21 protein-coding genes are annotated in these 24,521 nt (G+C 72.8%); 13 read left to right on the top strand and 8 right to left on the bottom strand.

Features of this window, described 5'->3' with window-relative positions; all coding sequences use genetic code 11:
* Positions 1 to 255: 255 nt before the first annotated feature.
* Genes AB0D74_RS36080 through AB0D74_RS36090 form a run of 3 tightly spaced genes read right to left on the bottom strand, consistent with a single transcriptional unit; the run spans position 256 to position 3,799 of the window.
* Complete coding sequence (locus AB0D74_RS36080; RefSeq protein WP_362596327.1) at positions 256 to 981, bottom strand: ABC transporter ATP-binding protein; 726 nt, start codon at positions 979 to 981, stop codon at positions 256 to 258.
* Positions 978 to 1,856 (bottom strand): ABC transporter ATP-binding protein, encoded by an 879-nt coding sequence (locus tag AB0D74_RS36085; RefSeq protein ID WP_362596329.1) that lies wholly within the window; start codon positions 1,854 to 1,856, stop codon positions 978 to 980. Before AB0D74_RS36085 ends, AB0D74_RS36080 begins: the two co-directional genes overlap by 4 nt.
* On the bottom strand, positions 1,853 to 3,799 hold the full coding sequence (locus AB0D74_RS36090; protein ID WP_362596331.1) for an ABC transporter permease: 1,947 nt from the start codon (positions 3,797 to 3,799) through the stop codon (positions 1,853 to 1,855). Before AB0D74_RS36090 ends, AB0D74_RS36085 begins: the two co-directional genes overlap by 4 nt.
* A gap of 195 nt (positions 3,800 to 3,994) precedes the next feature.
* On the opposite strand from AB0D74_RS36090, the gene AB0D74_RS36095 reads away from it, so the two are divergent.
* Entirely contained in the window at positions 3,995 to 5,248 is a 1,254-nt protein-coding gene (locus AB0D74_RS36095) for an ABC transporter substrate-binding protein (RefSeq protein WP_362596333.1), read from the top strand.
* Positions 5,249 to 5,310: 62 nt separating this feature from the next.
* On the opposite strand, the gene AB0D74_RS36100 is transcribed toward AB0D74_RS36095, so the two are convergent.
* Positions 5,311 to 6,789: an aldehyde dehydrogenase family protein gene (locus tag AB0D74_RS36100; protein ID WP_362596335.1), complete on the bottom strand. Its 1,479-nt coding sequence runs from the start codon at positions 6,787 to 6,789 to the stop codon at positions 5,311 to 5,313.
* A gap of 244 nt (positions 6,790 to 7,033) precedes the next feature.
* Here AB0D74_RS36100 and AB0D74_RS36105 point away from each other — a divergent pair, with 244 nt between their 5' ends.
* Positions 7,034 to 8,311 (top strand): amidohydrolase family protein, encoded by a 1,278-nt coding sequence (locus tag AB0D74_RS36105; protein ID WP_362596337.1) that lies wholly within the window; start codon positions 7,034 to 7,036, stop codon positions 8,309 to 8,311.
* A gap of 139 nt (positions 8,312 to 8,450) precedes the next feature.
* Here the strand turns inward: AB0D74_RS36105 and AB0D74_RS36110 are convergent, their stop codons facing one another.
* Both AB0D74_RS36110 and AB0D74_RS36115 read right to left on the bottom strand, forming a co-directional pair.
* Positions 8,451 to 9,461 (bottom strand): LLM class flavin-dependent oxidoreductase, encoded by a 1,011-nt coding sequence (locus tag AB0D74_RS36110; RefSeq protein ID WP_362596339.1) that lies wholly within the window; start codon positions 9,459 to 9,461, stop codon positions 8,451 to 8,453.
* A gap of 82 nt (positions 9,462 to 9,543) precedes the next feature.
* Positions 9,544 to 10,317, bottom strand: coding sequence for an enoyl-CoA hydratase/isomerase family protein (locus AB0D74_RS36115; protein ID WP_362596341.1), 774 nt, complete (start codon positions 10,315 to 10,317; stop codon positions 9,544 to 9,546).
* A gap of 102 nt (positions 10,318 to 10,419) precedes the next feature.
* Between AB0D74_RS36115 and AB0D74_RS36120 the strand changes: the two genes are divergently transcribed.
* The 3 genes from AB0D74_RS36120 to AB0D74_RS36130 are packed head-to-tail and all read left to right on the top strand — an operon-like array spanning position 10,420 to position 13,304.
* A complete protein-coding gene (locus AB0D74_RS36120; protein ID WP_362596343.1) occupies positions 10,420 to 10,740 on the top strand; it encodes a hypothetical protein in 321 nt (106 codons plus the stop codon).
* Between the two features lie 15 nt (positions 10,741 to 10,755).
* Positions 10,756 to 12,282, top strand: a complete 1,527-nt coding sequence (locus AB0D74_RS36125) for a long-chain fatty acid--CoA ligase (protein ID WP_362596345.1) — start codon at positions 10,756 to 10,758, stop codon at positions 12,280 to 12,282.
* Positions 12,279 to 13,304, top strand: coding sequence for a phosphotransferase family protein (locus tag AB0D74_RS36130; protein WP_362596347.1), 1,026 nt, complete (start codon positions 12,279 to 12,281; stop codon positions 13,302 to 13,304). Before AB0D74_RS36125 ends, AB0D74_RS36130 begins: the two co-directional genes overlap by 4 nt.
* Positions 13,305 to 13,431: 127 nt before the next feature.
* Here AB0D74_RS36130 and AB0D74_RS36135 read toward each other — a convergent pair whose 3' ends face one another.
* Both AB0D74_RS36135 and AB0D74_RS36140 read right to left on the bottom strand, forming a co-directional pair.
* Positions 13,432 to 14,223 (bottom strand): SDR family oxidoreductase, encoded by a 792-nt coding sequence (locus AB0D74_RS36135; protein ID WP_362596349.1) that lies wholly within the window; start codon positions 14,221 to 14,223, stop codon positions 13,432 to 13,434.
* Positions 14,220 to 15,539, bottom strand: a complete 1,320-nt coding sequence (locus AB0D74_RS36140; protein ID WP_362596351.1) for an acyl-CoA dehydrogenase family protein — start codon at positions 15,537 to 15,539, stop codon at positions 14,220 to 14,222. The genes AB0D74_RS36135 and AB0D74_RS36140 overlap by 4 nt, the downstream gene beginning before the upstream one ends.
* 98 nt (positions 15,540 to 15,637) lie before the next feature.
* Between AB0D74_RS36140 and AB0D74_RS36145 the strand changes: the two genes are divergently transcribed.
* Genes AB0D74_RS36145 through AB0D74_RS36180 form a run of 8 tightly spaced genes read left to right on the top strand, consistent with a single transcriptional unit; the run spans position 15,638 to position 24,510 of the window.
* Positions 15,638 to 16,870, top strand: coding sequence for a CoA transferase (locus AB0D74_RS36145; RefSeq protein WP_362596353.1), 1,233 nt, complete (start codon positions 15,638 to 15,640; stop codon positions 16,868 to 16,870).
* Between the two features lie 58 nt (positions 16,871 to 16,928).
* A complete protein-coding gene (locus AB0D74_RS36150) occupies positions 16,929 to 18,131 on the top strand; it encodes a cytochrome P450 (protein WP_362596355.1) in 1,203 nt (400 codons plus the stop codon).
* A 7-nt stretch (positions 18,132 to 18,138) separates the two neighbouring features.
* Positions 18,139 to 18,612 carry a VOC family protein gene (locus tag AB0D74_RS36155; protein ID WP_362596357.1) on the top strand — a complete coding sequence of 158 codons (474 nt, stop codon included), beginning with the start codon at positions 18,139 to 18,141 and terminating at the stop codon, positions 18,610 to 18,612.
* A gap of 20 nt (positions 18,613 to 18,632) precedes the next feature.
* A complete protein-coding gene (locus AB0D74_RS36160) occupies positions 18,633 to 19,817 on the top strand; it encodes an acyl-CoA dehydrogenase family protein (RefSeq protein WP_362596359.1) in 1,185 nt (394 codons plus the stop codon).
* The gene (locus tag AB0D74_RS36165; RefSeq protein ID WP_362596361.1) at positions 19,804 to 21,303 is read left to right on the top strand and encodes a fatty acid--CoA ligase family protein; all 1,500 of its coding nucleotides are present in this window, start codon (positions 19,804 to 19,806) and stop codon (positions 21,301 to 21,303) included. Before AB0D74_RS36160 ends, AB0D74_RS36165 begins: the two co-directional genes overlap by 14 nt.
* Complete coding sequence (locus AB0D74_RS36170; RefSeq protein WP_362596363.1) at positions 21,300 to 22,556, top strand: MaoC family dehydratase N-terminal domain-containing protein; 1,257 nt, start codon at positions 21,300 to 21,302, stop codon at positions 22,554 to 22,556. Before AB0D74_RS36165 ends, AB0D74_RS36170 begins: the two co-directional genes overlap by 4 nt.
* Positions 22,557 to 22,558: 2 nt before the next feature.
* On the top strand, positions 22,559 to 23,323 hold the full coding sequence (locus tag AB0D74_RS36175; protein WP_362596365.1) for a crotonase/enoyl-CoA hydratase family protein: 765 nt from the start codon (positions 22,559 to 22,561) through the stop codon (positions 23,321 to 23,323).
* 2 nt (positions 23,324 to 23,325) lie between these two features.
* Positions 23,326 to 24,510 carry a CaiB/BaiF CoA-transferase family protein gene (locus tag AB0D74_RS36180; protein WP_362596367.1) on the top strand — a complete coding sequence of 395 codons (1,185 nt, stop codon included), beginning with the start codon at positions 23,326 to 23,328 and terminating at the stop codon, positions 24,508 to 24,510.
* Positions 24,511 to 24,521: the final 11 nt, after the last annotated feature.

Consider the following 24,521-nt stretch of genomic DNA (forward strand, 5'->3'; position numbering starts at 1 on the left):
GGACGATGCGCGGTGGCTGACGCTCGACCGGCCGCAGCCGACACGGAGACGCGGCTGCCCCGCCGAGGTGGTCCGGGTGTCCCGCCCCCGGTGCTCGGAGCGACGTCGCCGAGGCGGCACGCCGGTTCGGCAGCGCCCCGAGGGGGCGCTGGGGGTACCCCCGGCCGAAGGCTGGGGGAGGAACCGCGCGACCGGCCACGACGATGCCCGCGGACGACCGGCCGCGCAGCCGCATCGGCGCAGCCGGCGGCACGTTCAGGCCGCCGTGGCCTCTCCCAGGTACCGCCGCAACAGCTCCGGCCCCGCCAGCCCCGCGTCGCCCGCCCACGCGACCCGCCCCCGCCGCAGGACGACGCACCGGTCGGCGAAGTCCAGCGCCCGGCTCGCGAACTGCTCGATCATGACGACGGCCACCCCGGCGGCCCTGGCCCGCCGCAGGCTCTCGAAGACCACGTCGACCATCTTCGGCGCGAGCCCCAGCGACAGCTCGTCGGCGATCACCAGCCGCGGGTCGGCCGTCAGGGCCCGGGCCAGGGACAGCATCTGCTGCTCGCCGCCCGACAGCGTGCCCGCCGCCTGCCGCCGCCGCTCCCGCAGCACCGGAAAGATCTCGAAGGCCCGTTCCAGGGCCGCCGGCCTGCCGCGCCGGTCGCGGACGGTGGCCATCCGGAGGTTCTCCAGCACCGTCAGGGCGGGGAACACCCCGCGTCCCTCGGGGAGATGGACGAGTCCGGCGCGGCGGATCGCGTCGGGCGGCTGCCCGGTGAGGTCCCTGCCGTCGAGCGCGAAGCTTCCCGCGGCGGCCGGGACGAGCCCCGACAGGGCCCTGGCCAGCGTGCTCTTGCCGGACCCGTTCGGCCCCAGCACCGCGAGCGCGGTGTTCGGCCGCACCTGGAACGACACGTCCCGCAGCGCCTGGGAGGCCCCGTAACGGACGGTCAGGTCCCGGACGGCGAGCAGTGGGGAGCCGGTGACATTCATGCGGAAGTCCTTTCCTCACCTTGGCCGGCGCCCTGGCCCGCGCCCTCACCCTGACCTGCACCCGCGCCCTTACCCGTACCCTCACCCTTGCCCGCGCCCAGGTACGCGGCGCGCACCGCGGGGTCCCGGCGCACCTCGGCCGGGGAGCCCGCGGAGATCTCGACGCCGAAGTCGAGGACGTGGACCACGTCGCTCATCCCGAGCACGAGCTCGACGTCGTGCTCGACCAGCAGCAGCGACACCCCGTGGTCGGCCACGACCCGGGTGAGCGTCGCCGCCAGCTCGTCGGTCTCGCGCGCGTCGAGCCCGGACGACGGCTCGTCGAGGAGCAGCACGCCGGGGTCGACGGCGAGCGCCCGGGCGATCTCCAGCAGCCGGCCGGTGCCCAGCGGCAGCCCGCCGACCGGCCGGTGCGCCAGCCCGGTCAGTCCCAGCGCCGAGAGCAGCACATCGGTCCTGCGGTCCTCGTCGGCCGGGGCCCGCCGGAAGCCGCCCCCGGTGACCAGGTCGGTCCAGATCCGGTGCCGGGTGTGCCGCAGCCGGTACGCCAGCACCACGTGTTCCCGGACGGTCAGCCCCGGGAACAGCTCCGGATGCTGGAAGGTACGCGCCAGCCCCCGCCGGGCCCGCGCCTGCGCACTGACCCGGGTGACGTCCCGGCCGTCCATCAGGACCGCGCCCTCGCTCGGCGCGAGCAGCCCGGACAGCACGGCGAACAGCGTGCTCTTGCCCGCGCCGTTGGGGCCCACCAGACCGACCACCGAGGCGGGCGGCACCGCCAGGTCGACCTTGCTCAGGGCGAGGAGCCCGCCGAAACGGACGGTGACCCCGCGCGCCTCGATGCGCGGTGGTGCCGTACCCGGTGCCTGGCTCATACGAGTTCTCCCTCGGGTTCCGCCTCGGGCGCCGAAGGCTCCCCGGTGCGGGCTCGCCGTGCCTGCCGCCACCGGCCCAGCTCGCGCAGCTGCCGGGCGTGCATCGCGATGATCCCCTCGGGGTTGCGGGCGAGCATGACCGCGCCGAACCCGAACAGGATGACCGGGACCTCGGCCCAGCGCGTCGGCAGATACGTCTGGAACACGCTGGGCAGCACGGCGAACGCCACGCCGGCGACGAGCGCCCCCACGACGGGCCGCGCCCCCACGGTGACCAGGACGGCCAGCCAGACCAGGCCGGTGAACGGGTTGAACGAGTCGGGCAGCGCCGACTGGTAGGCGAGCGCCAGGAGACCGCCGCCGATCGCCGCGACGAAAGTGGCCACCGCGGAGACGAGCACCTTGACCGGCACCACGCCGAGTCCGAGCGTGCGGGAGCCGGCCTCGCTCCAGCGGACCGCCGTCACGGCGAGCCCCGCGGTCGAGCGCCGCAGGTTGACGACGAACAGGCCCAGTACGGCGAACACCGCCAGGGCGACCAGCGCGAAGGTCCGGTTGTCCAGTGCCCAGGCGGGGCGGGGCATGAAGATGCCCTGGCCGGACCGGTAGAAGCGGTCGCGCAGGAAGACCAGGTTCTGGGCGAGCAGCCCGAAGGTCAGGGTCACCAGCGCGACGTACAGGTTGCCCAGCCGGATCGTCAGCAGGCCCAGCACCACACCCACCGGGACCACGCACACCGCGCTCACCAGCACCGCCGCCGCAGGCGGCCACCCGGAGTTCGTGGTCAGGTCGGCGGCGAACAGGGCGCCGAACCCCGCGAAGGTGATCTGGCACAGCCAGATCATGCCGCCCTGACCGGTGACGAGCGTGCCGGACAGCAGCGCCGTGGCCAGCGCGATGCCGGTGGCCGTCAGCCCGGTCCAGAAGCCGTCGAGGACCAGCGGCAGACACCCGACGACGGCGAGCGTCGCCAGCGGGGCCAGGAATCCCGAGGGTGTCGTGACCGCGGGCGCGCCCGTCCCCTCGGCGCGGACGGCGCGGTCCAGCACACCGCCCGCGGGCGCGTCGCCCGCCCGGCCGCGCACCGCGTGGGCGAGCAGGAAGACAAGCATGAAGAGGAAGGGGACGCTCGGCACGATCTGCGCCGACAGCGCGCTCTGCGGATCGAGGTAGCGCTGGATCACGCTGGTGACCACGCCCATGGCCAGGGCGACCGCGACCGCCGTCGGCAGACTGCGCAGCCGGGCCGCCACCACGGCCGCGAAGGCAGCCGCCATCAGGAACGTCATCCCGTCCACCGACAGTCCGGCGGTCGGCGCGACGAGGACCCCGGCCAGCCCCGCCAGCAGCGAACTGACCGCCCACACCCCGAGCGGCACCCGCGTCGGACTGACCCCCGACAGGGCGGTGAGCGCCTCGGAGTCGACCAGGGCGCGGACCTTCAGACCGAGGTCGGTGCAGCGCAGCAGCACGGTACCGGCGATCAGGACCACGGCGAGACCCGCGTAGGTGATCAGCTGGTTCATGTCGACCACCGCGCCGAACGGCCGGTAGACCGCGACGGGTTGGGGCGCCAGACCCGGCGCGGTGGCATTCACCAGCCGCCCGAGCACGAGGTCGACCAGCGGCGGCAGCGCCACCGACAGACCGATCGTGGCGACGATCTTCACCAGCGGCGAGCGCAGCCGCAGGTGACGGAAGAGGACCAGGTACAGGAGCACTCCCAGCAGGGGGCCGAACACGCCGATCGCGACGGCGGCGGCGAGCGGCAGCGGCCAGCCCTGCCCGACGTACAGGAAGTAGTAGAAGCGCGCCACGGCGAACGCCATGGCCCCGAAGGCGAAGTTGAACACGCCCGACGAGACATGGGTGACGACCAGTGAGGCCGCGGCGATGGCGTAGACGGCCCCCAGGGCGAGGCCGGCGACAACGTAGGAGAGCAACGACGGCCTCCTGGAGTTCGTGCTCGGATGAGCAACGGGACCCGATTAAAGTGCTCTCATAAGGAGTTCGCGTCAACCCTACGGGGGCATATCGCCGCACAAGCCGGTGACAAAGGATACTTAATATGCTCCACTGTGCCTCGCGTACCACCTGTCGGAACCGTCGTTCGACGGGCCGGGGACGGAGGAGAGCACATGAGGAGAACCGGTGCCATCGCAACCTGGACCAGCGCCGCGCTACTGCTGCTCACGGCCTGCGGCGGCGGCGCCCCGGGCGACGCGGACAGCACCAGCGGGCCGGTGAAGGTCGGCGTACTGACCTCGCTGAGCGGCACGGCCGCCGCGCACTACGCCGACACGGAGAGCGGGGTGAAGGCCCGCTTCGCGGCCTACAAGGCGGCCGGCGGCACGTGCGCCGCGCGCGGCTTCGACGTGGTCATGGCCGACGACCAGTCCACCCCGCAGGGAGCGCTCACCGGGGCCCAGCGCCTGGTGCAGCAGGAGAACGTGTACGCCGTACTGCCGGTGAGCACCTACTTCTACGGCGCCGGACAGTACGCCGGCACCCAGGCCGGCTCCACCCCCTTCCTCGGCGGCGCCTTCGACGGCGGCGAGCAGTGGTTCGACCCGAAGTACGGCAACCTCTTCCCCGCGATGTCCGGCACCGACTACGACCGTGCCGCGACCACCCTCGGCGCCTACTGGAAGAAGCTCGGCGGGACCAAGGTCGCCGTGGTCGCCTACAACACGCCGAGCTCCGCCAAGGCCGCCGAGGGGGCGGCGCTCTCGGCCGAACACGCCGGACTGGGCCGCGGTTACGTCAACGAGCGGGTCCCGTTCGGCAGCGCCGACGTCGGGCCGATCGTCCTCGGCATCAAGAAGTCCGGCGCCGACGCGCTCTACGCCCCGGTGATCCCCGAGACCGGGTTCGCGCTCGCCACCGGCCTGCGCCGGGCCGGGGTGAAGATGAAGTCGATCCTGCTGGCCACCGGGTACGGGGCGGACCTGCTGAAGTCGCCGCCCACGCTGAAGGTGGCGCAGGGCGTGGGCTTCATGACCTCCTACGCGCCGGTGGAGACGGACACGAAGGCGACCACCGCCTGGTCGGCGGCGCTCAAGGAGTACGCCAAGTCGGCCTCCGGCATTCCGTCCTTCTCCCAGGCGGTCGGCTGGATCAGCGCGGACCTGCTGCTGCACGGACTGGAGAAGGCCGGCTGCACCGCGAACCGCAAGCAGCTGATGGCCGCACTGCGCACCGACCGGAGCTGGACCGCCGGCGGACTGTTCCCGGAGCCCGCCGACTTCGCGCACAAGGGCACCTACTCGGTCGGCGGCCCGGGCGACTGCACCTTCGTCTCCGTGCTCAGGGGCGCGAAGTTCGTACCGGATCCGGCGGCGTCACCGGCCTGCGGCGAGCAGATTCCCGGTGTGAAGGTCAACGTCGGGTAGGCGGCGTCGGGTAGGCGGCGTCGGGCGGCCCGTGACCCGGTCTGCCGCCCGGCCGACCGCTCTCAGCGTGCCGTCCAGCTGACCGTCTTGGTCTGCAGGTACTCGTCGAGGCCGAACTCGCCCCATTCGCGGCCGAGTCCGCTCTGCTTGTACCCGCCGAACGCGGCCCGGGGGATCACTCCGGCGCTGCTCGCGTTGATGGCGACCGCGCCGGTCCGGACACGGGACGCCATCTCGTACGCGGCCACGGTGTCGGCGCTCCACACGGCGCCGGCCAGACCGTAGGGACTGTCGTTGGCGATCCGCACCGCCTCCTCGTCGTCGGCGAAGGGGATGACGACGCCGACCGGACCGAAGAACTCGGTGCGTGCGATGGTCATGGAGTTGTCGACGTCGGCGAAGAGCGTGGGCTCGACGAAGTAGCCGCGGTGGAGACCGGGGGGCCGGCCGCCGCCGCAGACCAGACGGGCTCCCTCCTCCTCGCCGACGCGGATCAGCTTCTCGACCTTGCCCCGCTGGGCCTCGCTGATCAGCGGGCCCATGGTGGTGGCCGGGTCGGCCGGATCACCGACCTTCACCTGCCCGAGGGCCGCGGTCAGCCGGGCCACCAGTTCGTCGTGGACGGACTCGTGGACCAGCGTGCGGGTCAGCAGCGAACAGCCCTGTCCGGCATGGGCGGTGATGCCCGTGAGCGCGGCACGGACCGCCCCGTCGAGATCGCCGTCGGCGCGGACGATGTTGGCCGACTTGCCGCCGAGTTCGAGGACGACCTTCTTCAGCGAGGCCGCGGCCTGGGCGTAGACCGTGCGGCCGACCGTGTCGGACCCCGTGAAGCTCACCAGGTCCACCATGGGGTGGGTGGTCAGCGCCCGGCCCTCCGCCACGTCACCGGTCACGATGTTCAGCACGCCCGGCGGCAGCCCGGCCGCGTCCGCGAAGTCGCCGATCAGCAGGGACTCCAGGGGTGTGGCGGGCGCCGGTTTCAGCACGGCGGTGCAGCCGGCCGCGAGGGCCGGGATCACCTTCATCATGCTGAGGAAGAACGGGAAGTTGTAGGCGGAGACCAGCGCGCACACCCCGAACGCCTCGCGGCGCAGCACCCCCTGGGAGATGCCGGCGCCCGGCGTGATCGTGGGGTCCGTCGGGCGCTCCCAGGCGAACCGGGGCATCACCCGCTCGGCCATGTCGCGCAGATGCGCCACCGGGACACTGGTCTGGAGGGTCTCGGCCAGGGCCCGGACCGAACCCGCCTCCGCCATGTTGACGGCGACCAGCTCGGGCAGCCGGCGCTCCATCGCGTCCGCCATCCGCAGCAGGACACGGGCGCGTTCCGCCGGCCGCATCCGCGGCCACGGTCCCTCGTCGAAGGCGCGCCGGGCCGCCCGCACGGCCTCGTCGACGTCGTCCGGCGAGGAGCCGGGGACCTCGGCGATCGTCTCCTCCGTCGCGGGATTGCGGACGGTCGTCGGCGTGTCCGACCGTCCGTCGGTGCGCCGTCCGTCGATGTAGAGCTGCGTGGAGAACGCGTACGCGGTCGTCATGTCGGTCTCCTGGTCGCCTGCGGTGATACCCAGACCTGCGCAGTTGAGTGTACTTAATTCCCGCATCACGGGAAGGGGGTCGCCGCGCTCCCTTTGTCAGCAAGGCGTCAGGATTCCGAGCGGAAATCACCTGCTCAATCCGTATGCTGAATCATTGACTGGACCGATCGGTACAGCTAACTTCGGCAGCACCAGCGGGTTGGATTTCTGCGACGAACGACGAGGTTCGAAAGAGGTACCGCCTGTGTTCAAGGAATTTGTCGTCTCCGGCGACTCGCACATCATCGAGCCGGTCGATCTCTTCAAGACCCGGCTGCCCAAGCAGCTGCGCGACCGCGCCCTGTGGGAAGAGGAGTTCACCCTCGACGAGCCGATCGTCGACGGCGGACACACCGAGTTCAAGAAGCTGCACACCATCGGCTTCGACGGCTGGACCATCTCCAAGTACCGGCAGACCGGCGGGGAGACCCCCGACGGCGACCCGGAGCACATCATCCGGGACATGAACTTCGACGGCGTCGACGCCTCGGTGATGTTCCCGAACCTCTCGCTGTTCGTCCTTTTCACGGACGACCACGAACTCTCCATGGCCCACGCCCGGGTGTGGAACGACTACCTGGTCGAGCGGTACCTGCCGTACAAGGACCGGCTGCGGCCGACCGCCGCGATCCCGCTGACGAACGTCCCCGAGGCGGTCGCGGAGATCGAGCGGGTGGCGCGGCTGGGGATCGGCGCGCTCCTCCTCCCGGAGATCCCGCCGCTGCCGTACTACTCGCGCGAGTTCGACCCGGTCTGGGCGGCGGCGCAGGCGCACGGGCTGCCGGTCTTCATCCACGTCGCCACCGGCGGGGTGAAGGTCAAGGAGCAGGTGTCCGAGACCGCGCTCACCGTCCGCGGCCTGATGACGGCCATGAACATGGGCAAGGGCAACCTGACCGACGACATGGTGGCCGGCCGCACCATGGGCAGCGCGGTCGGCTCGGCCGTGGCGGGTCCGCAGGGCATCATCGCCAGCCTGGTGGGCGGCGGGGTCTGCGAGCGCTTCCCCGACCTGCACTTCAACCTGATCGAGTACACGGCCGGCTGGCTGGTCTCCTTCATGGGCTACATGGACAAGGCGTGGAAGACCGGCACCGGTCAGGACCCCGACTGGTGGCTCGGCTTCTGGGACGACAGCCGCGGGCCGAAGGAGCAGCCCTCGATGGGCCGCCTGTTCGCCGTCAACGACAAGTGGCCCTACCCGCTCAAGCCCACCGAGTACGTCCGGCGCCAGATCCACGTCCAGTTCGCCGACGACCCGACGGCCGTCAAGGCCCGCCACATCACCGGCCTGTCCACGGTGATGTGGGGCAACGACTACCCGCACGCGGAGGGCACCTTCCGCAGCAGCGAGGAGTGCATAGCCGAGAACTTCGAGGGCGTGGGTGCCGAGGACCGCGCCGCGATCCTCGGCGGCACCCTCGCGAAGGTCGTCGGCTTCGACACCAGCCGCAAGCTGGCGCCGGTGCCCGAGGGCGCCTGACGGCTCGGACCGGACGACCCGCCGGACCGGCTCCGCGTCCGCCCCGGAGCGCACGCCGCCTCGGGGCGGTCGTGCCGCCGACCGGCATGCGGGCCGGACCCGGCGGGCCGCGACCGTCCGGCCGTCCCGTCCTCCCTGCTCAGACCGAATCCGGCAGGGCCCCGATCAGTGCCAGGGCGGCCCGTGCGTACGCGGCGCGCCGGCCGCGGCTCACCATGAAGCTCGGCGGGGCGAAGTAGCCGACGTCGCGGGGGAGCGAGCCGGCGCGGCGGGCCAGGGCGTCCTTCGCGTCGGCGGTCGTACCGCAGACCGCGATCGCGGTGACCATCTCGTCGGTGACCGCCCGGGCCATGGCGTCGGTGTCACCGGCCCGGAAGGCGTGCCGCAGCCGGGCGACCGGTTCCTCCCAGCCGTGGTGGGCGACGAAGGGGTCGTACGTCCGGACCGTGAGGTAGAAGGCGATCATGCGGCGGGCGTCGGCGATCGCGCGTTCGGGCGCCTGGTCGTCGACCGCCGTGATGATCCAGCCGTGTTCGAGCGGGCGCGGCTCCGCCGGGCCGCGGTCGCCCGCCCCCCGGGCCACCGCGGGCCGGACGACGTCGTTCCACCAGGAAGCGGTGAACAGCCCGTGCCCGATCACGCCGTCGGCGGCCCGGCCCGCGGTGACCGCCATACGGGCGTTGAACGCGGCGAGCAGGACGGGGATGTCCAGCCGGCCGAGCACGGGGGCCCGGACGTCGGCGTCGAGGTCGTAGAACTCGCCTGCGTAGCGGACCCGTTCGCCGTTCTCCGCGTGCAGCCAGGCCCGTACGGCACCCACCGTCTCGGCGATCCGGGCCACCGGCCGCTCCGCCGGCACCCCCAGCCAGTCCCGGTTGATCCGGAAGGCCGCGCTGCCCAGCCCGAGGAACAGCCGGCCCGGCGCCAGGGCGTGCAGCTGGCGCAGGGCGGTGGCGTGGGCGTAGGGGGTGCGGGCGAAGGCGTAGGCGATGGCGGGGCCCGCCATCGCCCGCTCCGTGTGCGCCACGATGTCGGCCACCGTGAGGTAGGAGTCGTGGTCGGCGAACTCGCCCGCGCAGAAGGCCTCGGCGCCGGCCTGCTCGGCCTCCCGCCCGACGTCCCGGCCGGGCCAGGGCATACCGAACCGCATGACAGCCTCCCGTTGAGCACCTCGACGTGGCATCTGGCATCGATCAAAAAAGTACACTTATTTAGGTGTCGGCGGGAAGCCGTCAGCGCAGAGTCCACCTCCCCCTGGGCACCGCCGCCCGGTCGATCCCGGCCTTCCCGACGGGGTTCCCGAGCTGGGTGTACGACAGTCCGGTGCGCAGCGCCTGGGTGCGGGTCGAGTCGAGGGACTCCCAGATCGCGCGGACCGTGCCCTGGATCGCGGCCGGCGGTTTCGCCGCGATGAGACGGGCGATGCCGTCGGCGCGGTCCCACAGTTCCTCGCGCGGCACCACCTCACTGACCAGGCCGATCTGCAGCGCGCGGGCCGCCGACACGCGCTCGTCCAGGCCGAGCAGGGCGATGCGCAGCGCCTCGCCGAGGGGGACGCGCCGGGCCAGCCCGATGGGTTCGAGGGCCGCCGTGAGGCCGTAGCTGACATGCGGGTCGAAGAACGTGGCCTCCTCCGAACAGATCAGGATGTCCGCCTCGTTGAGCCAGTAGAAGGCGCCCCCCGCCGCCATCCCGTGCACCGCGCAGACCAGGGGTTTCCACACCTGGTTCTGCTTCGGCGAGAGGAACTCGCCGGGATCCGTCTGCGACCAGACGTTGGGGTGGCGGTCGATCCCCTCCTTCACGTCCATCCCCGTGCAGAACGCCCGGTCACCCGCCCCGCGCAGCACGACGACCCGCACGTCGTCGTCGTTCCTGACGGTGTCCCAGAGGGCGGCGAACTCCGTCAGCATCCGCTGGTTGAAGCCGTTCATCACCTCGGGCCGGTTGAGGGTGACGGTGGCGACGTGGTCGGTCACCTCGAACAGGACGGTCTCGAGTTCCATCCGGCAGCTCCGTTCTCGACGCGATCGATGAAAGTAGTATACTTTTCTCTGGTTACTCGGCGCTGCGGGTTCGGCGCCACGAGAGCCGCGGAGGACACTGCGATGAGGCCACGCGTGGGGCAGATGCTCGCCAGTACGGTCGACACGACGGCGGTGATCGTCGTGCGGTGCCCGGATCAGGAACTGGAGATCGGCTGCGGCGGAGCCGCCATGGTCGAGGGCGGCGGGCACGGGAACGCGGCGGGAGCCGCCGCCGGTACGACCGGCCCCGGACCGACGGCCGGTTCACTGCTCGGGAAGCGGTACGCCGACGACGACCTCGGCGTGGAACTCCTGTGCACCAAGGCGGGACCCGGGACGCTGACGGTCAACGGCGTCCCGCTGCCGATGAAGTCCGCCAAGCCGCTGCCGGCCTCGGACTGAGGGGCGGTCCGGCCCGTGAACATATCGATGCTCCTGGACATGGCAGCCGAGGGTTTCGGCGACCGGGTCCTCGTCGGCCGCGCGGACGACGGCCTGACCGCCGCACGGCTGCGGGAACTGGCCTCCGGCGGCGCGGAGTCGATCCGCGCGGCCGGCGCCGACGCGATCGTGTACCTCGCGGTGAACGGACCGGCCCTCCCCGTCGCGCTCTTCGCGGCGGCCCGCGCCGGAGTACCCCTGGTGCCGGTCAACTACCGCCTGGGCGACGCCCAGCTCGACGCGCTGCTGGCCAACCACCCCCGCGCGCTGGGCATCGCCGACCCGGCCCACGGCGCGGCACTGCACCGCGCGGGCCTGCCGGTCCACAGCCCCGCCGAATGGCTCGCCCGGGCCGCCGGGCACGCCGACTCCGGTGCAGGCCCGGCCGACGGCCATCCGGCTCCCGGCACCCCGGCCGTGCTCATCTACACGAGCGGCACGACCGCCGCCCCGAAGGGCGTGCTGCTGCGCCACCACAACCTGGTCTCCTACGTCCTCGGCACCGTGGAGTTCGCCGGAGCCGGCCCCGACGAGGCCGCGCTGGTCAGCGTCCCGCCGTACCACATCGCCGCCGTGTCCAACGTGCTGACGAACCTGTACGCCGGGCGCCGCGCCCTCACCCTGGAGCAGTTCTCCCCGGACGGCTGGCTCGGCCTGGTCCGGGAGCAGCGGATCACCAACGCGATGGTCGTCCCGACGATGCTCGCCCGCATCATGGACACCGACGGCCTCGACCGGTCGGTGCCCTCGCTGCGCACGCTCGCCTACGGCGGGGCCCGGATGCCGGTCCGGGTCGTCGAGACCGCCCTGCGGACCTGGCCGCACGTGGACTTCGTGAACGCCTACGGGCTCACCGAGACGTCCTCCACCATCACCGTCCTCGGCCCGCAGGAGCACCGCACGGCCGCCGCGAGCGACGATCCCGCGGTCCGGGCCAGGCTCGGCTCGGCGGGACTGCCGGTGCCCGGCGTCGAACTGGAGGTCCGCGACCCGGCCGGCGCGTCGGCGGCCCCCGGCGAGACCGGGCAGATCTGGGTACGCGGCGAACAGGTCTCGGGGGAGTACGCGGGCGGGGGCTCCGCCGTCGACGAGCGGGGCTTCTTCCACACCCGCGACCGGGGCCGCCTCGACCGCGACGGCTACCTCCACATCGAGGGCCGGGCCGACGACACGATCATCCGCGGCGCCGAGAACATCGCGCCCGCCGAGATCGAGGACGTCCTGCTCGGTCACCCGGACGTGCTCGACGCGGTCGTCGTCGGCCTGCCCGACGAGGAGTGGGGGCAGCGCATCGAGGCGGTGGTCGTGCTGCGCGACGGGGTGAGCGTCGACCCGGAGGCCCTGCGGTCCGAGGTGCGCGCCACGCTGCGCGGCTCCAAGACACCCGAGCGCATCACCCGCTGGCCGGAGCTGCCCCGCACCCCGACCGGCAAGCTGATCCGCCGCGACATCGTCGAGGCGCTCGCCGCCGAGACCGGGGACCGGACGGGGGCCGGCGCATGAGTGTCGTCGCCGACAGCGCGGACCTCACCGCGGAACTGACGCGGCGGACGGCCGCCGCCCTGCGCGACTGGGCACCCGAGGCCACGGTGGAGTCGGTCGAACCGCTCGCCGGCGGCACGTCGAGTCTCACGTACGTGGCCACGCTGGCGGGTGCCCCCGCCGGTCACGAGCGCGTCGTCCTCAAGGTGGCCCCGCCCGGCCTGGAACCGGTCCGCAACCGGGACGTCCTGCGCCAGGCCCGGCTCATGCAGGTGCTGGCCGGGGTGCCCGGCGTCCGCGTGCCGAAGGTGCTGTTCTCCGACAAGGGCGCCCCGACGGCCCAGCAGCCGTTCGTGGCCATGGAGCTGGTGCCCGGACAGTGCGTGGAGCCGGTGCTCGTGCCCCGTGGGACCGTACCCGCCGGACAGGTGCGGGCCCGCGCGCTCGACGCCGCCCGGATGCTCGCCCGTCTGCACCGCGCGGATCCCAAGCGAACGGCCCTGGCGGTGGAGCCCGTTGTCACCCTGGGCGCCGAGATCGACCGCTGGGCACGTGCGTTCACGACCGTGCCCGCGGACCTGCGCGTCGGCTGCGAGGCCGTCGAGGAACGGCTGCGGGCGACGGTGCCCGCCGCGATGATGCCGGTGTTCACCCATGGCGACTACCGGCTCGGCAACACCCTGTGCGACGCCGACGCGGTCAACGCGGTCATCGACTGGGAGATCTGGGCACTCGGCGACCCCCGCGTCGACATCACCTGGCTGACCTTCTTCACGGACGAGGCGCGTCACCCGGCGTCCGTGTCGGCGGAGCCGACCGGGATGCCGGGCAAGGCGGAGCTGATCGACGCGTACCAGGAGGCGCGCGGGGAGCCGCTGCGCGACATGCCCTGGTTCGAGGCGCTGACGAAGTACAAGGAGGCGGCGGCGACGGCCCTGCTGATCAAACGGGGGCGGAAGGCGGGGCGGCTGACCGACATGCACCGGCGGATGGGGCCGGCGTTGCCCGTGCTGCTGGCGGAGGCGACGGAGCTGCTTCGGTAGTCGGTCGGCTGCGGGTGGGTGGGGGTTGCTCGCGCAGTTCCCCGCGCCCCCAGAAGAAAGGGCACTGCGGTGCGCCCCTTTAGGGGCGCGGGGAACTGCGCGACCAGCCCCCACTGCCCCGCACTGTTCAGTACAACCCGCCGTCCACCCGGATCAGCGACCCCGTCGTGTAGCTCGACGCGTCGCTCGCCAGGTACAGCGCCGTGCTGATGATCTCCTCCGGCCGCCCCGGCCGGCCCACCGCGCTGCGCGTGCTCTGCCTCTTCTCCTCCGTCCAGGACTTCGAGATGTCCGTCAGGAACGGCCCCGCCGAGATCGTGTTGACCCGCACCCTCGGGCCGTACTCCAGGGCGAAGACGGTCGTCAGCGCGTTGAGCGCGGCCTTCGCACCGGCGTACGGGCCGAACCGCGGCTGGGGGAACAACGCACCGGACGACGACACGTTGATGATCGAGCCGCCGTCGCCCTCGGCCATCCGCTGCCCGATCAGCGAGGCGAGCCGGAACGGGCCCTTGAAGTTGACGCCGATCACCTTGTCGAAGAGCTCCTCGCTGGTCTCCGCCGAGGAGGGGGCCAGCGGGGACATCCCGGCGTTGTTGACGAGGACGTCGACGTGACCGAACTCCTCGTAGGCGAGGTCCGCGAGCCGGCCGAGGTCGTCCCAGCGGCCCACGTGCGCGGCGACCGGCAGCGCGCGCCGGCCCAGGTCGCGGACCTCCGCCGCGACCGTCTCGCACGCGTCGAGCTTGCGGCTCGCCACCACCACGTCCGCGCCCGCGGTGGCGAAGGCCCGCACCATCTCCCGGCCCAGCCCCCGGCTGCCGCCGGTGACCAGCGCGACCCTGCCGGACAGGTCGAACAGGTCGGCCGGGGCGAGGGACTTGGCGTCGAGGCCGGTCAAGTCCCGCTCGCCGCTCATGCGTTCACCCGGCCGCCGAGGCCGTCGTCCGCGATGATGTGGGCGTACCGCTTGCGGGCCGCCTCCAGCTTCGGCGGGATGTGCTCGCTCGGGAACAGGCCCTCGGCCGCGGTGTAGTTCCTGAGCAGCTGCTTGGCGATGGTGGTGCGGTGCACCTCGGTCGGGCCGTCGGCGAGGGCCAGGTTCGGGGCGGCCATCCACCACTTGGCGAGCGGGAGTTCACCGGTGGTGCCGAGTGACCCGTGCAGATGCACCGCCCGCTGGACGATGTCGTGCAGCACCTTCGCCGTCTGCACCTTGCACATCGCGATCTGGGTGCGGGCGGCGCCGTGCGGCTGGGTGTCGATGATCCAGGCGGTGTGCAGCACGAGCAGCCGGAACTGCTGCAGCTCCACCCAGGAGTCCGCGATGAACTGCTGCACCGCCTGCTTGTCGGCGAGCAGGGTGCCCTGGGTACGGCGGGACAGCGCGCGCTCGCACATCATGTCGAAGGCGCGCGTGCACTTGCCCACCGTGCGCATGGCGTGATGGACGCGACCGCCGCCGAGGCGGGCCTGGGCGACCGCGAAGCCCTCGCCGGGGCCGCCGAGCATGGCGTCGAGCGGGACGCGGACCCGGTGGTAGCGGATGTAGGCGTGGATGCCCTCGTCGAGGTTCTCCCGCTCGTCCATGGTGCCGACGTTGCGTTTGATCTCGATGCCGGGCGTCCCGGACGGCACGATGAGCATCGACATGCGCCGGTGCGGGGGCGCGTCCGGGTCGGTGACGGCCATGACGATGAGGAAGGCCGCGTACCGGGCGTTGGAGGAGAACCACTTCTCCCCGTCGATCACCCACTCGTCGCCGTCCCGCCAGGCCCGGCACGTGAACTCCTTGGGGTCGGCGCCCGCCTGCGGCTCGGTCATCGAGAAGGTGGAGACGATCTCCCCGTCGAGCAGTGGCCGCAGATAGGCGGCCTTCTGCTCCTCGGTGCCGAACATCGCCAGGATCTCGGCGTTCCCGGTGTCCGGGGCGGCGGTGCCGAAGACCGTGGGCGCCCAGTAGGAGCGGCCGAGCACCTCGTTGAGCAGGGCGAGCCGCACCTGTCCGTAGCCGGGTCCGCCCAGTTCGGGGCCCAGGTGGCAGGCCCACAGGCCCTGCTCCCGGACCCGTTCCTGCAGCGGCCCGAGGATCGCGCGGGCCTTCTCGTTGCCCGTGTCGTACGGGTCGCCGCCGTGCGGGAAGAGGAGGTCGAGCGGCTCGACCTCCTCGCGTACGAAGGCGGCGGCCCAGTCCAGCTTGGCCTGGAAGTCAGGTTCGATCGCGAAATCCAGCATGGCAAAACAGTATACTTTTTCGGCGACTCGGGTCCATACTCGAAGCGCAAGAGGCTAATTGGGTATGCGCAATGGCGCGGATCGGGAGGTCTGGTCGGATGCAGAGGCCGATGGAGGGCGTGCGGGTGCTCGAAGTCGCGCAGTTCACCTTCGTCCCGGCGGCGGGTGCCGTGCTGGCCGACTGGGGTGCCGACGTGATCAAGATCGAGCACGCCGAACGCGGCGACGCCCAGCGGGGGCTGGTGCGGGTGCTCGGCTACGAGGCGGCCAGCGCGGGCTCCTCGTTCTTCCCGATCATGGAGGGACCCAACCGCGGGAAGCGCAGCGTCGGCCTGGCTCTGGAGAAGCCCTCGGCGCGGCCCGTGCTGGAGGAACTGATCCGCTCCAGCGACGTGTTCCTCACCAACTTCCTGCCCGAGGCGCGGGCCAGGCTCCGCATCGACCTCGACGACGTCCGGGCGGTCAACCCCGACATCATCTACGTCCGGGGCAGCGGCTTCGGCATCCGCGGGGAGGAGGCCGGCAAGGGCGGCTACGACAGCACGGCCTTCTGGGCGCGCGGCGGCAGTGCCGCCGGTGTCACCCCGCCCGGCGCCGACCGCCTGACCCGGATGCCGGCCGGTGCCTACGGCGACTCGATGGGCGGCATGACCATCGCGGGCGGCATCGCCGCCGCCCTCTACTCCCGTGCCACCACCGGCGAACCGTCCGTCGTGGACGTGTCCCTGATCGGCGTCGGCGCCTGGGCGACCCAGTTCACCGTCAACCTGGCGCTGCTGACCGGCGGCCCGCTCCCGGTGAAGACCCAGCCCCGGTACGGCTCGGCCACCAACCCGCTCGTCGGCGCCTACCGCACCGCCGACGGCCGCTGGATCGAACTGTCGATGCTCCAGCCGGGCCGCTACTGGGGCGAGTTCTGCAAGCTCGCCGGCCGAGAGGAACTGGGCGGCGACGAACGGTTCGACAGCACCGAGAAGCTGATGGCGAACGCGGCCGAGGCCGCCGGGATCGTCGCCGGTCTCATCGCCTCCCGTCCGTACGCGGAGTGGGTGGAGATCCTCTCCCGGGGCGAGGGGCAGTGGTCGGCCGTGCAGAACGCCTGGGAGGTGGGCCAGGATCCCGCCCTGCGGGCCAACGGCCTCATCGCCCCCGTCGTGGACGCCGACGGCGTCGACCGCGAACTGGTCGCCAGCCCGGTCCAGTTCGACGAGACGCCGGCCGCCCTCACCCGGGCACCCCAGTTCGCGGAACACACCGACGAGGTCCTGCGCTCGCTCGGTCTCGGCGACGACGAGCTGATCGCGCTCAAGATCGACGGCGCGGCGACGTGACGGACGTACGACGAGACCCGACCGACGTACGACGAGACGTACGACGAAAGGAGCCGTGATGGGAACGACACTCGACGAGTCCGAGGGGACGTACGAGGGCACGCCCGCCTACCACTTCGACAACCGGCTCGGCGGGCCGGTCCTCAGCCACCAGGAGCGCTGGGACGAGATGGCCGGCACCCACGCCGGGTTCCGCAGCACCGTCGCGCGCGGCTTCTGGGTCGTCACCGACGGCCCGGCGGTGCAGGAGGCGCTCCAGGACTGGCGGACCTTCTCCAACAGGTCCGTGACGGCGCTGGAACCGGACCCGAAGTTCCTGTGGATCCCCGAGATGCTGGACCCGCCCACCCACAGCGTGTGGCGGCGCCTCCTCGGCCGCTACTTCTCCCCGGGCGCGGTGGCCGCCCGTGAACCGGAGGTCCGCCGGACCGCGGCGGAGCTGATCGACGCGCTCCGCGAGCGGGACGGCGCCGACGTGCTCGACGAGTTCGCGCGCCGCTTCCCGACCCTGATCTTCATGCGTCTGATGGGCCTGCCGGAGCAGGACCTGCCCACCTTCCTCGCCTGGACCCGCGAACTGCTGCACCTCTCGCACGCCGAGGACCCGGAAGGCGCCCGCCAACTGGCCGCCATGCGGGAGGTGTCCGCCTACTTCGAGGAACAGATCGCGCAGCGCCGCAGGACGCCCCTGGACGACCTGCTCTCGCACGCCATGGCCTGGACCATCGACGGCGAACCGATCGACGACCGGGACATGCACGCCTTCTGCATCCTGATGTTCCAGGCCGGCTTCGACACCGTGCCCATCTCGATCGGCTGGGCGCTGTACCACTTCGCCACGCACCCGGAGCAGCGCGCCGAGATCCTCGCCGACCCGTCGCTGATCCCGACCGGGGTCGAGGAGATCCTGCGCGTCTACTCGTTCGTCGTGCCGGCCCGCAAGGCGACCCGGGACGTCGAGATCGGCGGCTGCCCGGTGAAGGCGGGCGAGATGGTGATGCTCCCGCTCGCGGTCACCAACCGCGACCCCGAGCGGTACGGGAACCCGTTGGAGGTGGACCTGCACCGCAGGGCCACCAACCACATCGCGTTCGGCTCCGGCCCGCACCGCTGCCTCGGCTCGCACCTCGCCCGCCTCGAACTCAACGTGGCGGTCGAGGAATGGCACCGGCGCATCCCCGACTACCGGGTCGCCCCCGGCCAGGAGCTGTGGCAGCACGGCAACATGTACGGCATCAAGTCGCTCCGGCTGGAGTGGTGAGGCGCCGGTGCCGACACACCCCCTGCGAGCGGCTGACCTCTACCACACCGGGATCGTGGTCGACGACGTGGACGCCTGGAAGGCCCGGATGACCGAGGTCGCCGGGTACCGGTGGACCGAGACCATGTCCGCGGAACTGCCGGTGCGGCTGGCGGACGGCGCCGACCGGGTGCTGAACCTCCGCTACGCCTACTCCCTGGACACCCCGCACATCGAACTCGTCCAGGCGATCCCCGGCACCCCCTGGATGGCGTCCGCGCACCTCACCACCCACCACCTCGGCTACTTCTGCGACGACCTGGCGACGACGTCGAAACGGCTGGCCGAGGCGGGCTTCGCCCTGGAGGCCTGCGCGGTGATCGACGGCGAACCGTCCGTCTTCGCCTACCATCTGGCCCCCTCCGGCCTCCGCATCGAGATCGTGGACCGCACCCGCATCCCCGACCTCGCCGCCTATCTGCGGTCGAAGACGCCCCGGTGACGGCCGGGGACGGGACGGCCGTGGCACCGACGTTCACCGAGGAGCACGAGGAACTCCGCGCGACACTGCGCCGTTTCCTCGCGGACAAGGCGCCGAGCGAGGCCGTGCGCCGCTCGATGGAGTCCGCGGACGGATACGACCCGGCGCTCTGGCGGCGGATGGCGGACGAACTCGGCCTGCTCGGCCTTGCGTTGCCCGAGGAGTACGGCGGTCTCGGCGGCGGACCCGTCGAGTCGGGCCTTGTCCTGGAGGAACTGGGCCGGGCTCTGCTGCCCTCCCCGTACTTCGCGACCGTCGCCCTGGCCGGCCAGGCCCTCGCGGTCTCCGGCGACGAGACGGCCAAGGCACGCTGGCTGCCGGCCATCGCCGACGGCTCGCTGACCGGCACGCTGGCGCTGGCCGAGGAGAGCGGGTCGTGTCACGTCGAGGACGTGCGGACCGAGGCCGTACCCGAACCGGGCGACGTCCGCCGGGGCTGGCGGGTGACGGGCACGAAGATGTTCGTCGTCGACGGCCACGGCGCCGACCTCGTCCTGGTCGTGGCCCGTGAGGCGACCGGCCCCCGGCTGTTCGCCGTCGAGGGCACGGCACCCGGGGTGAACCGTACCCGGCTGGAGACGCTCGACCCGACCCGGCGCCTGGCCCGGATCGACCTCGACGGCGCCCCGGCGCTGCCGGTCGGCCCACCGGCCGGGAACGCCGCCACCGCCTACCTCCGCCGGGTGACGGACCTCGCGCTGGTCGCCCTGGCCGCCGAACAGACCGGCGGAGCCCGGGCCTGCCTGGACGCGGCCGTGGAGTACGCCAAGGTCCGCGTCCAGTTCGGCCGGCCGATCGGCTCCTTCCAGGCGGTCAAGCACAAGTGCGCCGACACCCTCCTGAAGGTCGAGGCGGCCCGCTCGGCGGTCTACCACGCGCTGTCCGTGGCGGCGGCGAACCCGCAGGAGCGGCAGGAGCGGGCGGCGGCCGTCGCGGTCGCCGCCGTCTGCTGTGCGGACGCCTACACCCACGCGGCCAAGGAGAACATCCAGATCCACGGCGGCATCGGCTACACGTGGGAGCACGACGCCCACCTCCATCTGAAACGCGCGAAGTCCTCCGAGCAGCTCCTCGGCAGCCCGGCGGCACACCGCCGGCGACTGGCCGGGCTGGTCGGCATCTGCGCGCCCGAGGCGACGAAAGGCCACGCACGTGGGAATCCGTGACCGCCTGTCCCGGCTGCTCGGCGAAGCCGCCGCCGAGGCCGAGGCGATCGAGTACGACGGCGAGTGGTGGACCTGGGGACAGGTCCGCAGCACCGCGAACGGTGTCATGGCGCTCCTCGACGAGGCGGGCCTGCCGCCCGGCGGCCGGGTCGGCGTCGTCCTGGAGAACCGCCCCGAGCACGTCGCCGTGGTCGCCGCGGTGATCGCCTCCGGGCGCTGCCTGGTGATGCTGAGCCCGCTCCAGCCCGCCGAGCGGCTCGCGGCCGACATCGACCGCTGCGCGCTGCCCGTCGTCGTCGCCGGTGCCGAACCACTGGCCCGCGCCGGCGTGCCGGAGGCGGTGACCGCCCATGGCGCGGCGCTTCGGCTCGGCCCGGACGGCACGCTGAAGGAGGCCGGCGGCACCGCCCCCGCCGACGCCCCGGCCAACCCCGGCGTCGCCGTGGAGATGCTCACCTCCGGCACCACCGGCCCCCCGAAACGCGTCAACCTGCGCATCGGCCAGCTCGACCAGGCGCTCGTCTCCGGCGGCCAGACCCCGAAGGCGGAGCGCCTGCTGTCGCCGTCGGCCTCCCTCGTGTCCAGCCCGCTGGTGCACATCGGCGGCCTGTGGCGGGCGCTCGCCTGTCTCGCGACCGGCCGCCGCATGCTGCTGATGCCCAGGTTCGCCGTCGAAGCCTGGGCCGACGCGGTCGAGCGGCACGGGCTGCGGGCGGCGAGCCTGGTCCCGGCCGCGATCCGCGCCGTGCTCGACGCGAGGGTGCCGAAGGAGCGGCTGGCGAGCCTCCAGGTCGTCACCTCCGGCACCGCGCCCTGCCCGGCCGAACTCGCCGACGCGTTCTTCCGCGCGTACGGCGTGCCCGTCCTGATGACCTACGGGGCGACCGAGTTCGCCGGAGCCGTGGCCGGCTGGACGCTGCCGCTGCACGCGCGGTGGTGGCAGCGCAAGGCGGGCAGCGCCGGACGCGCCTTCGACGGCGTCGAACTGCGGGTGACCGGCGAGGACGGCGCCGAGCTGCCGGTCGGCCGGACCGGCCGTCTTGAGGTCAGGACCGAGCAGAGCACGCACGGCGGCCGGGTGTGGGTGCGCACCAGCGACCTCGCCCGGATCGACGCCGACCGGTTCGTCTGGATCGAGGGACGCGCGGACGACGCGATCATCCGCGGCGGCTTCAAGGTGCAGCCGGAGGCGGTCCGCCGCGTCCTGGAGTCGCACCCGGCCGTACGGGAGGCGGCCGTGGCCGGACTGCCGGACGCGCGGCTCGGCGAGGTGCCGGTCGCGGCGGTCGAGCCCGAGCCGGACCGGCCCGCACCGGACCCCGCCGAACTCGTCGCCCTCTGCCGCGGCCGGCTCACCCCCTACGAGGTGCCCGCACACGTCGTCGTCCTCGGCGCACTGCCCCGGACCCCCTCGGGCAAGGTCAGCCGGGTGGAGCTGCTGGGCCTGGTCCGGGACCGCCTGGGACAGAAGGAGGAACAGCGATGACGGACACCGAGGAGCGGTTCGGCGTCCTGACCGACGAAGCCGTCGAACGCTCCAGGCTCCGCCTCGGCGTCCCCCGCCCCCAGCGCAACCCCCCGCACAACTACGAGGTGACCTGGGACGCCGCCCGCCACTTCGCCTACGGCTACGGCGACGACAACCCCCTGTACTGCGACCCCGACTACGCGGCCGGCACCCGCTGGGGGACCCTGCTCGCGCCGCCCACCTTCCTCTACACGATGGGCGAGGACGCCGCCCCGGCACCCGACCCCGGGACGAAGGCGCTCCTCAGAGGCGACCCCTTCGCCGGACTCGGCTCCTACCAGGCGGTGATGGAGTTCGAGTGGTGGCGCCCGCTGCAACGCGGCGACCGCTGCCGGGTGTTGCAGACCCAGGTGGGCGTGGACCTCAAACCCAGCCGCTTCGGCGGACGCACCGCCCACGTCGTCAACGACTACCTCTACGCCAACGGGCGCGGCGAGATGCACGCCCTGCGGCGGGGCACCTGGATCAACGCGGAGCGGCACACCTCGAAGCAGCGGGCCAAGGAACAGCTCGTCCAACAGCCCTACAACGAAGCCGAGTTGAAGGAGATCGACGCCGCCTACGCGGCCGAGACCCGGCGCGGCGCCGCGCCGCGGTACTGGGAGGACGTCGAGATCGGCGAGGAGCTCCAGCCCCGCGTGAAGGGGCCCCTGACCACCACCGACGTGGTCGTCTGGCACCTGGGCTGGGGCATGCAGCTCACCCCGCCCGGCGCGTTCGGGATCGCGGCGAGGGTCCGGCGCAAGGCGCCCGGCCTCTACCCGCCCAACCCGCTGAACATCCCCGACACCGTGCAACGGCTGCACTGGGAGCCGGAACGGGCCAGGGAACTGGGCCTGCCCGCTCCCTACGACTACGGCGGCATGCGCGAGACCTGGCTGTGCCATCTGCTCACCGACTGGATCGGCGACGACGGCTGGCTGTGGCGACTGCGCTGCGAGCACCGCAGGTTCAACTACCGGGGCGACACCACCTGGGTGCGCGGCACGGTCGTCGGCAAACGCCTGGCGGACGGGCGCGCCGAGGTCGACATCGAAGTGCGCTGCGAGAACCAGCGGGGCGAGGTCACCACGCCGGGCACGGCCGTCGTCCTGCTGCCCACCCGCGACCACGCCGTCGAACTCCCCGCGCCGCCCGCGGCGGACCTCGACGGCATGGTCGCCCATGAACTGACCCGATTCGCCGTGACCGGCGACCGTTCGAGGAGGTAGACGTGTCCGACGAGGTACTGGTGGAGCGCCGTGGCGCGGTGCAGCTCATCACGATCAACCGCCCGGCGGTGAAGAACGCCCTGGACGCCGCGGTGGCCGAGGGCGTGGCGGCTGCGGTCGACGAACTGGACGAGTCGGACGAGCTGCGGGTCGGTGTGCTCACCGGTGCCGGCGGCACGTTCTCCGCGGGCATGGACCTCAAGGCGTGGCTGCGCGGCGAGACCCCCGCGATCGAGGGCCGCGGCCTGTGCGGGATCAGCATGACCCCGCCGCGCAAACCGCTGGTCGCCGCCGTGGAGGGCTGGGCCCTGGCGGGCGGCTTCGAACTCCTGCTGGCCTGCGACCTCGTCGTCGCCGCCCGCACCGCCCGGCTCGGCGTGCCCGAGGTGACCCGCTCGCTGGTCGCCCGCGCGGGTGCCGCACTCCATCTGCCGCGCCGCATCCCGTACGCCATCGCCCTCGAACTGCTGCTGACCGGCCAGCCGATCGGTGCCGCGCGGGCGGCCACGTACGGCCTGGTCAACCGGCTCACCGAGGAGGGCGGCGCGCTGGAGGGCGCCCTCGAACTCGCGGCCACCATCGCGGCGAACGGCCCGCTGGCGGTCGCGGCGACGAAGCAGATCGCCCGCTCCACGGCCGACTGGACCCTGGACGAGGCGTGGGGCAGGCAGTTCGACATCGCCGAGCCGGTGTTCCAGTCCGAGGACGCCCGCGAAGGGGCGGCGGCGTTCGCGGAGAAGCGGGCGCCGGCCTGGAAGGGCCGCTGACGATGACGTCCGGAGCCGGGGCCACCGGCCGGGCCGGGACCTCGGCGGACGCGGCCGGGCCGCTCGCCGGATGCCGGGTCCTCGAACTCGGGGGGATCGGACCGGGACCGTTCGCCGGCATGCTCCTCGCCGACCTGGGTGCGGAGGTCGTCCGGGTCGACCGGCCCGGGCGGGAGGCCGAGTCGGACGCGGGCGGACCGGCGGCCGTGCTCGACCGGGGCAAGCGGTCGGTCGTACTGGACCTGAAGCGGCCCGCCGAGGCCGAGGCACTGCTGCAACTCGTAGCGCGCGCGGACGTGTTGATCGAGGGGTTCCGGCCCGGGGTCACCGAACGGCTCGGCATCGGACCGCACGACTGCCTGGCCCGCAACCCCCGCCTGGTCTACGGCCGGATGACCGGCTGGGGCCAGGACGGACCGCTCGCCGCCGCGGCCGGACACGACCTCACCTACATCGCGGTGACCGGCGCGCTCGGCGCCATCGGCGAGGCGGGCGGCCCGCCGCGGATCCCGCTGAACCTCGTCGGCGACTTCGGGGGCGGCGGCTGCTACCTCGTGATCGGGGTACTGGCCGCGCTGCACGCCGTAGGGCGCACCGGCGCGGGCCAGGTCGTCGACGCGGCGATCGTCGACGGCACCGCCCACCTGCTCGCCAGCACCTTCGCCAAGCTGGCCCGCGACGAGTGGCGCGACGAGCGGGGCGTCAACCGGTTCGACGGCGGCTGGCCCTTCTACGCCGTGTACGAGACGAAGGACGGCCGCCATGTGGCCGTCGGCGCACTGGAGCGCAGGTTCTACCGCAGCCTGGTGGAGCTGCTCGGCCTCGACGTGGACCCGGACCGGCAGCACGACCGCTCGGCCTGGCCGCGGCTGCGGGAGCTGCTGGCGGAGCGCTTCGCCGAGCGTACCCGCGACGAGTGGGCGGCGCTGTTCGAGGGCACCGACGCCTGCGTGGCACCCGTCCTGAGCCTCACCGAGGCGGCCTCCCACCCCCATCTGGCCGCCCGCGCCAGCCTGTTCACCCGCGACGGCGTGCTCCAGCCCGCCGCGGCCCCCCGCTTCTCGGCGACCCCGGCCCGCCCCGGCCCCGCGGCACCGCCCGTCGGCGCCGACACCCGTGCCGTGTTCCACGACTGGGACGTGCCGTTCCCGGGTGAACCACGCCCGGGTGAACCCATGCCCGAGTGAACCCACGCCCG

Source organism: Streptomyces sp. NPDC048278 (assembly GCF_040652195.1).
Lineage (GTDB): Bacteria > Actinomycetota > Actinomycetes > Streptomycetales > Streptomycetaceae > Streptomyces.

Coding starts and splice junctions, on each gene's coding strand:
- AB0D74_RS36140 (WP_362596351.1), bottom strand. CDS start 15,539: ATGCTGGATTTCGCGATCGAACCTGACTTCCAGGCCAAGCTGGACTGG.
- AB0D74_RS36110 (WP_362596339.1), bottom strand. CDS start 9,461: ATGCGGTTCGGTATGCCCTGGCCCGGCCGGGACGTCGGGCGGGAGGCC.
- AB0D74_RS36170 (WP_362596363.1), top strand. CDS start 21,300: ATGACGGACACCGAGGAGCGGTTCGGCGTCCTGACCGACGAAGCCGTC.
- AB0D74_RS36145 (WP_362596353.1), top strand. CDS start 15,638: ATGCAGAGGCCGATGGAGGGCGTGCGGGTGCTCGAAGTCGCGCAGTTC.
- AB0D74_RS36080 (WP_362596327.1), bottom strand. CDS start 981: ATGAATGTCACCGGCTCCCCACTGCTCGCCGTCCGGGACCTGACCGTC.
- AB0D74_RS36085 (WP_362596329.1), bottom strand. CDS start 1,856: ATGAGCCAGGCACCGGGTACGGCACCACCGCGCATCGAGGCGCGCGGG.
- AB0D74_RS36115 (WP_362596341.1), bottom strand. CDS start 10,317: ATGGAACTCGAGACCGTCCTGTTCGAGGTGACCGACCACGTCGCCACC.
- AB0D74_RS36120 (WP_362596343.1), top strand. CDS start 10,420: ATGAGGCCACGCGTGGGGCAGATGCTCGCCAGTACGGTCGACACGACG.
- AB0D74_RS36135 (WP_362596349.1), bottom strand. CDS start 14,223: ATGAGCGGCGAGCGGGACTTGACCGGCCTCGACGCCAAGTCCCTCGCC.
- AB0D74_RS36130 (WP_362596347.1), top strand. CDS start 12,279: ATGAGTGTCGTCGCCGACAGCGCGGACCTCACCGCGGAACTGACGCGG.
- AB0D74_RS36095 (WP_362596333.1), top strand. CDS start 3,995: ATGAGGAGAACCGGTGCCATCGCAACCTGGACCAGCGCCGCGCTACTG.
- AB0D74_RS36180 (WP_362596367.1), top strand. CDS start 23,326: ATGACGTCCGGAGCCGGGGCCACCGGCCGGGCCGGGACCTCGGCGGAC.
- AB0D74_RS36100 (WP_362596335.1), bottom strand. CDS start 6,789: ATGACGACCGCGTACGCGTTCTCCACGCAGCTCTACATCGACGGACGG.
- AB0D74_RS36150 (WP_362596355.1), top strand. CDS start 16,929: ATGGGAACGACACTCGACGAGTCCGAGGGGACGTACGAGGGCACGCCC.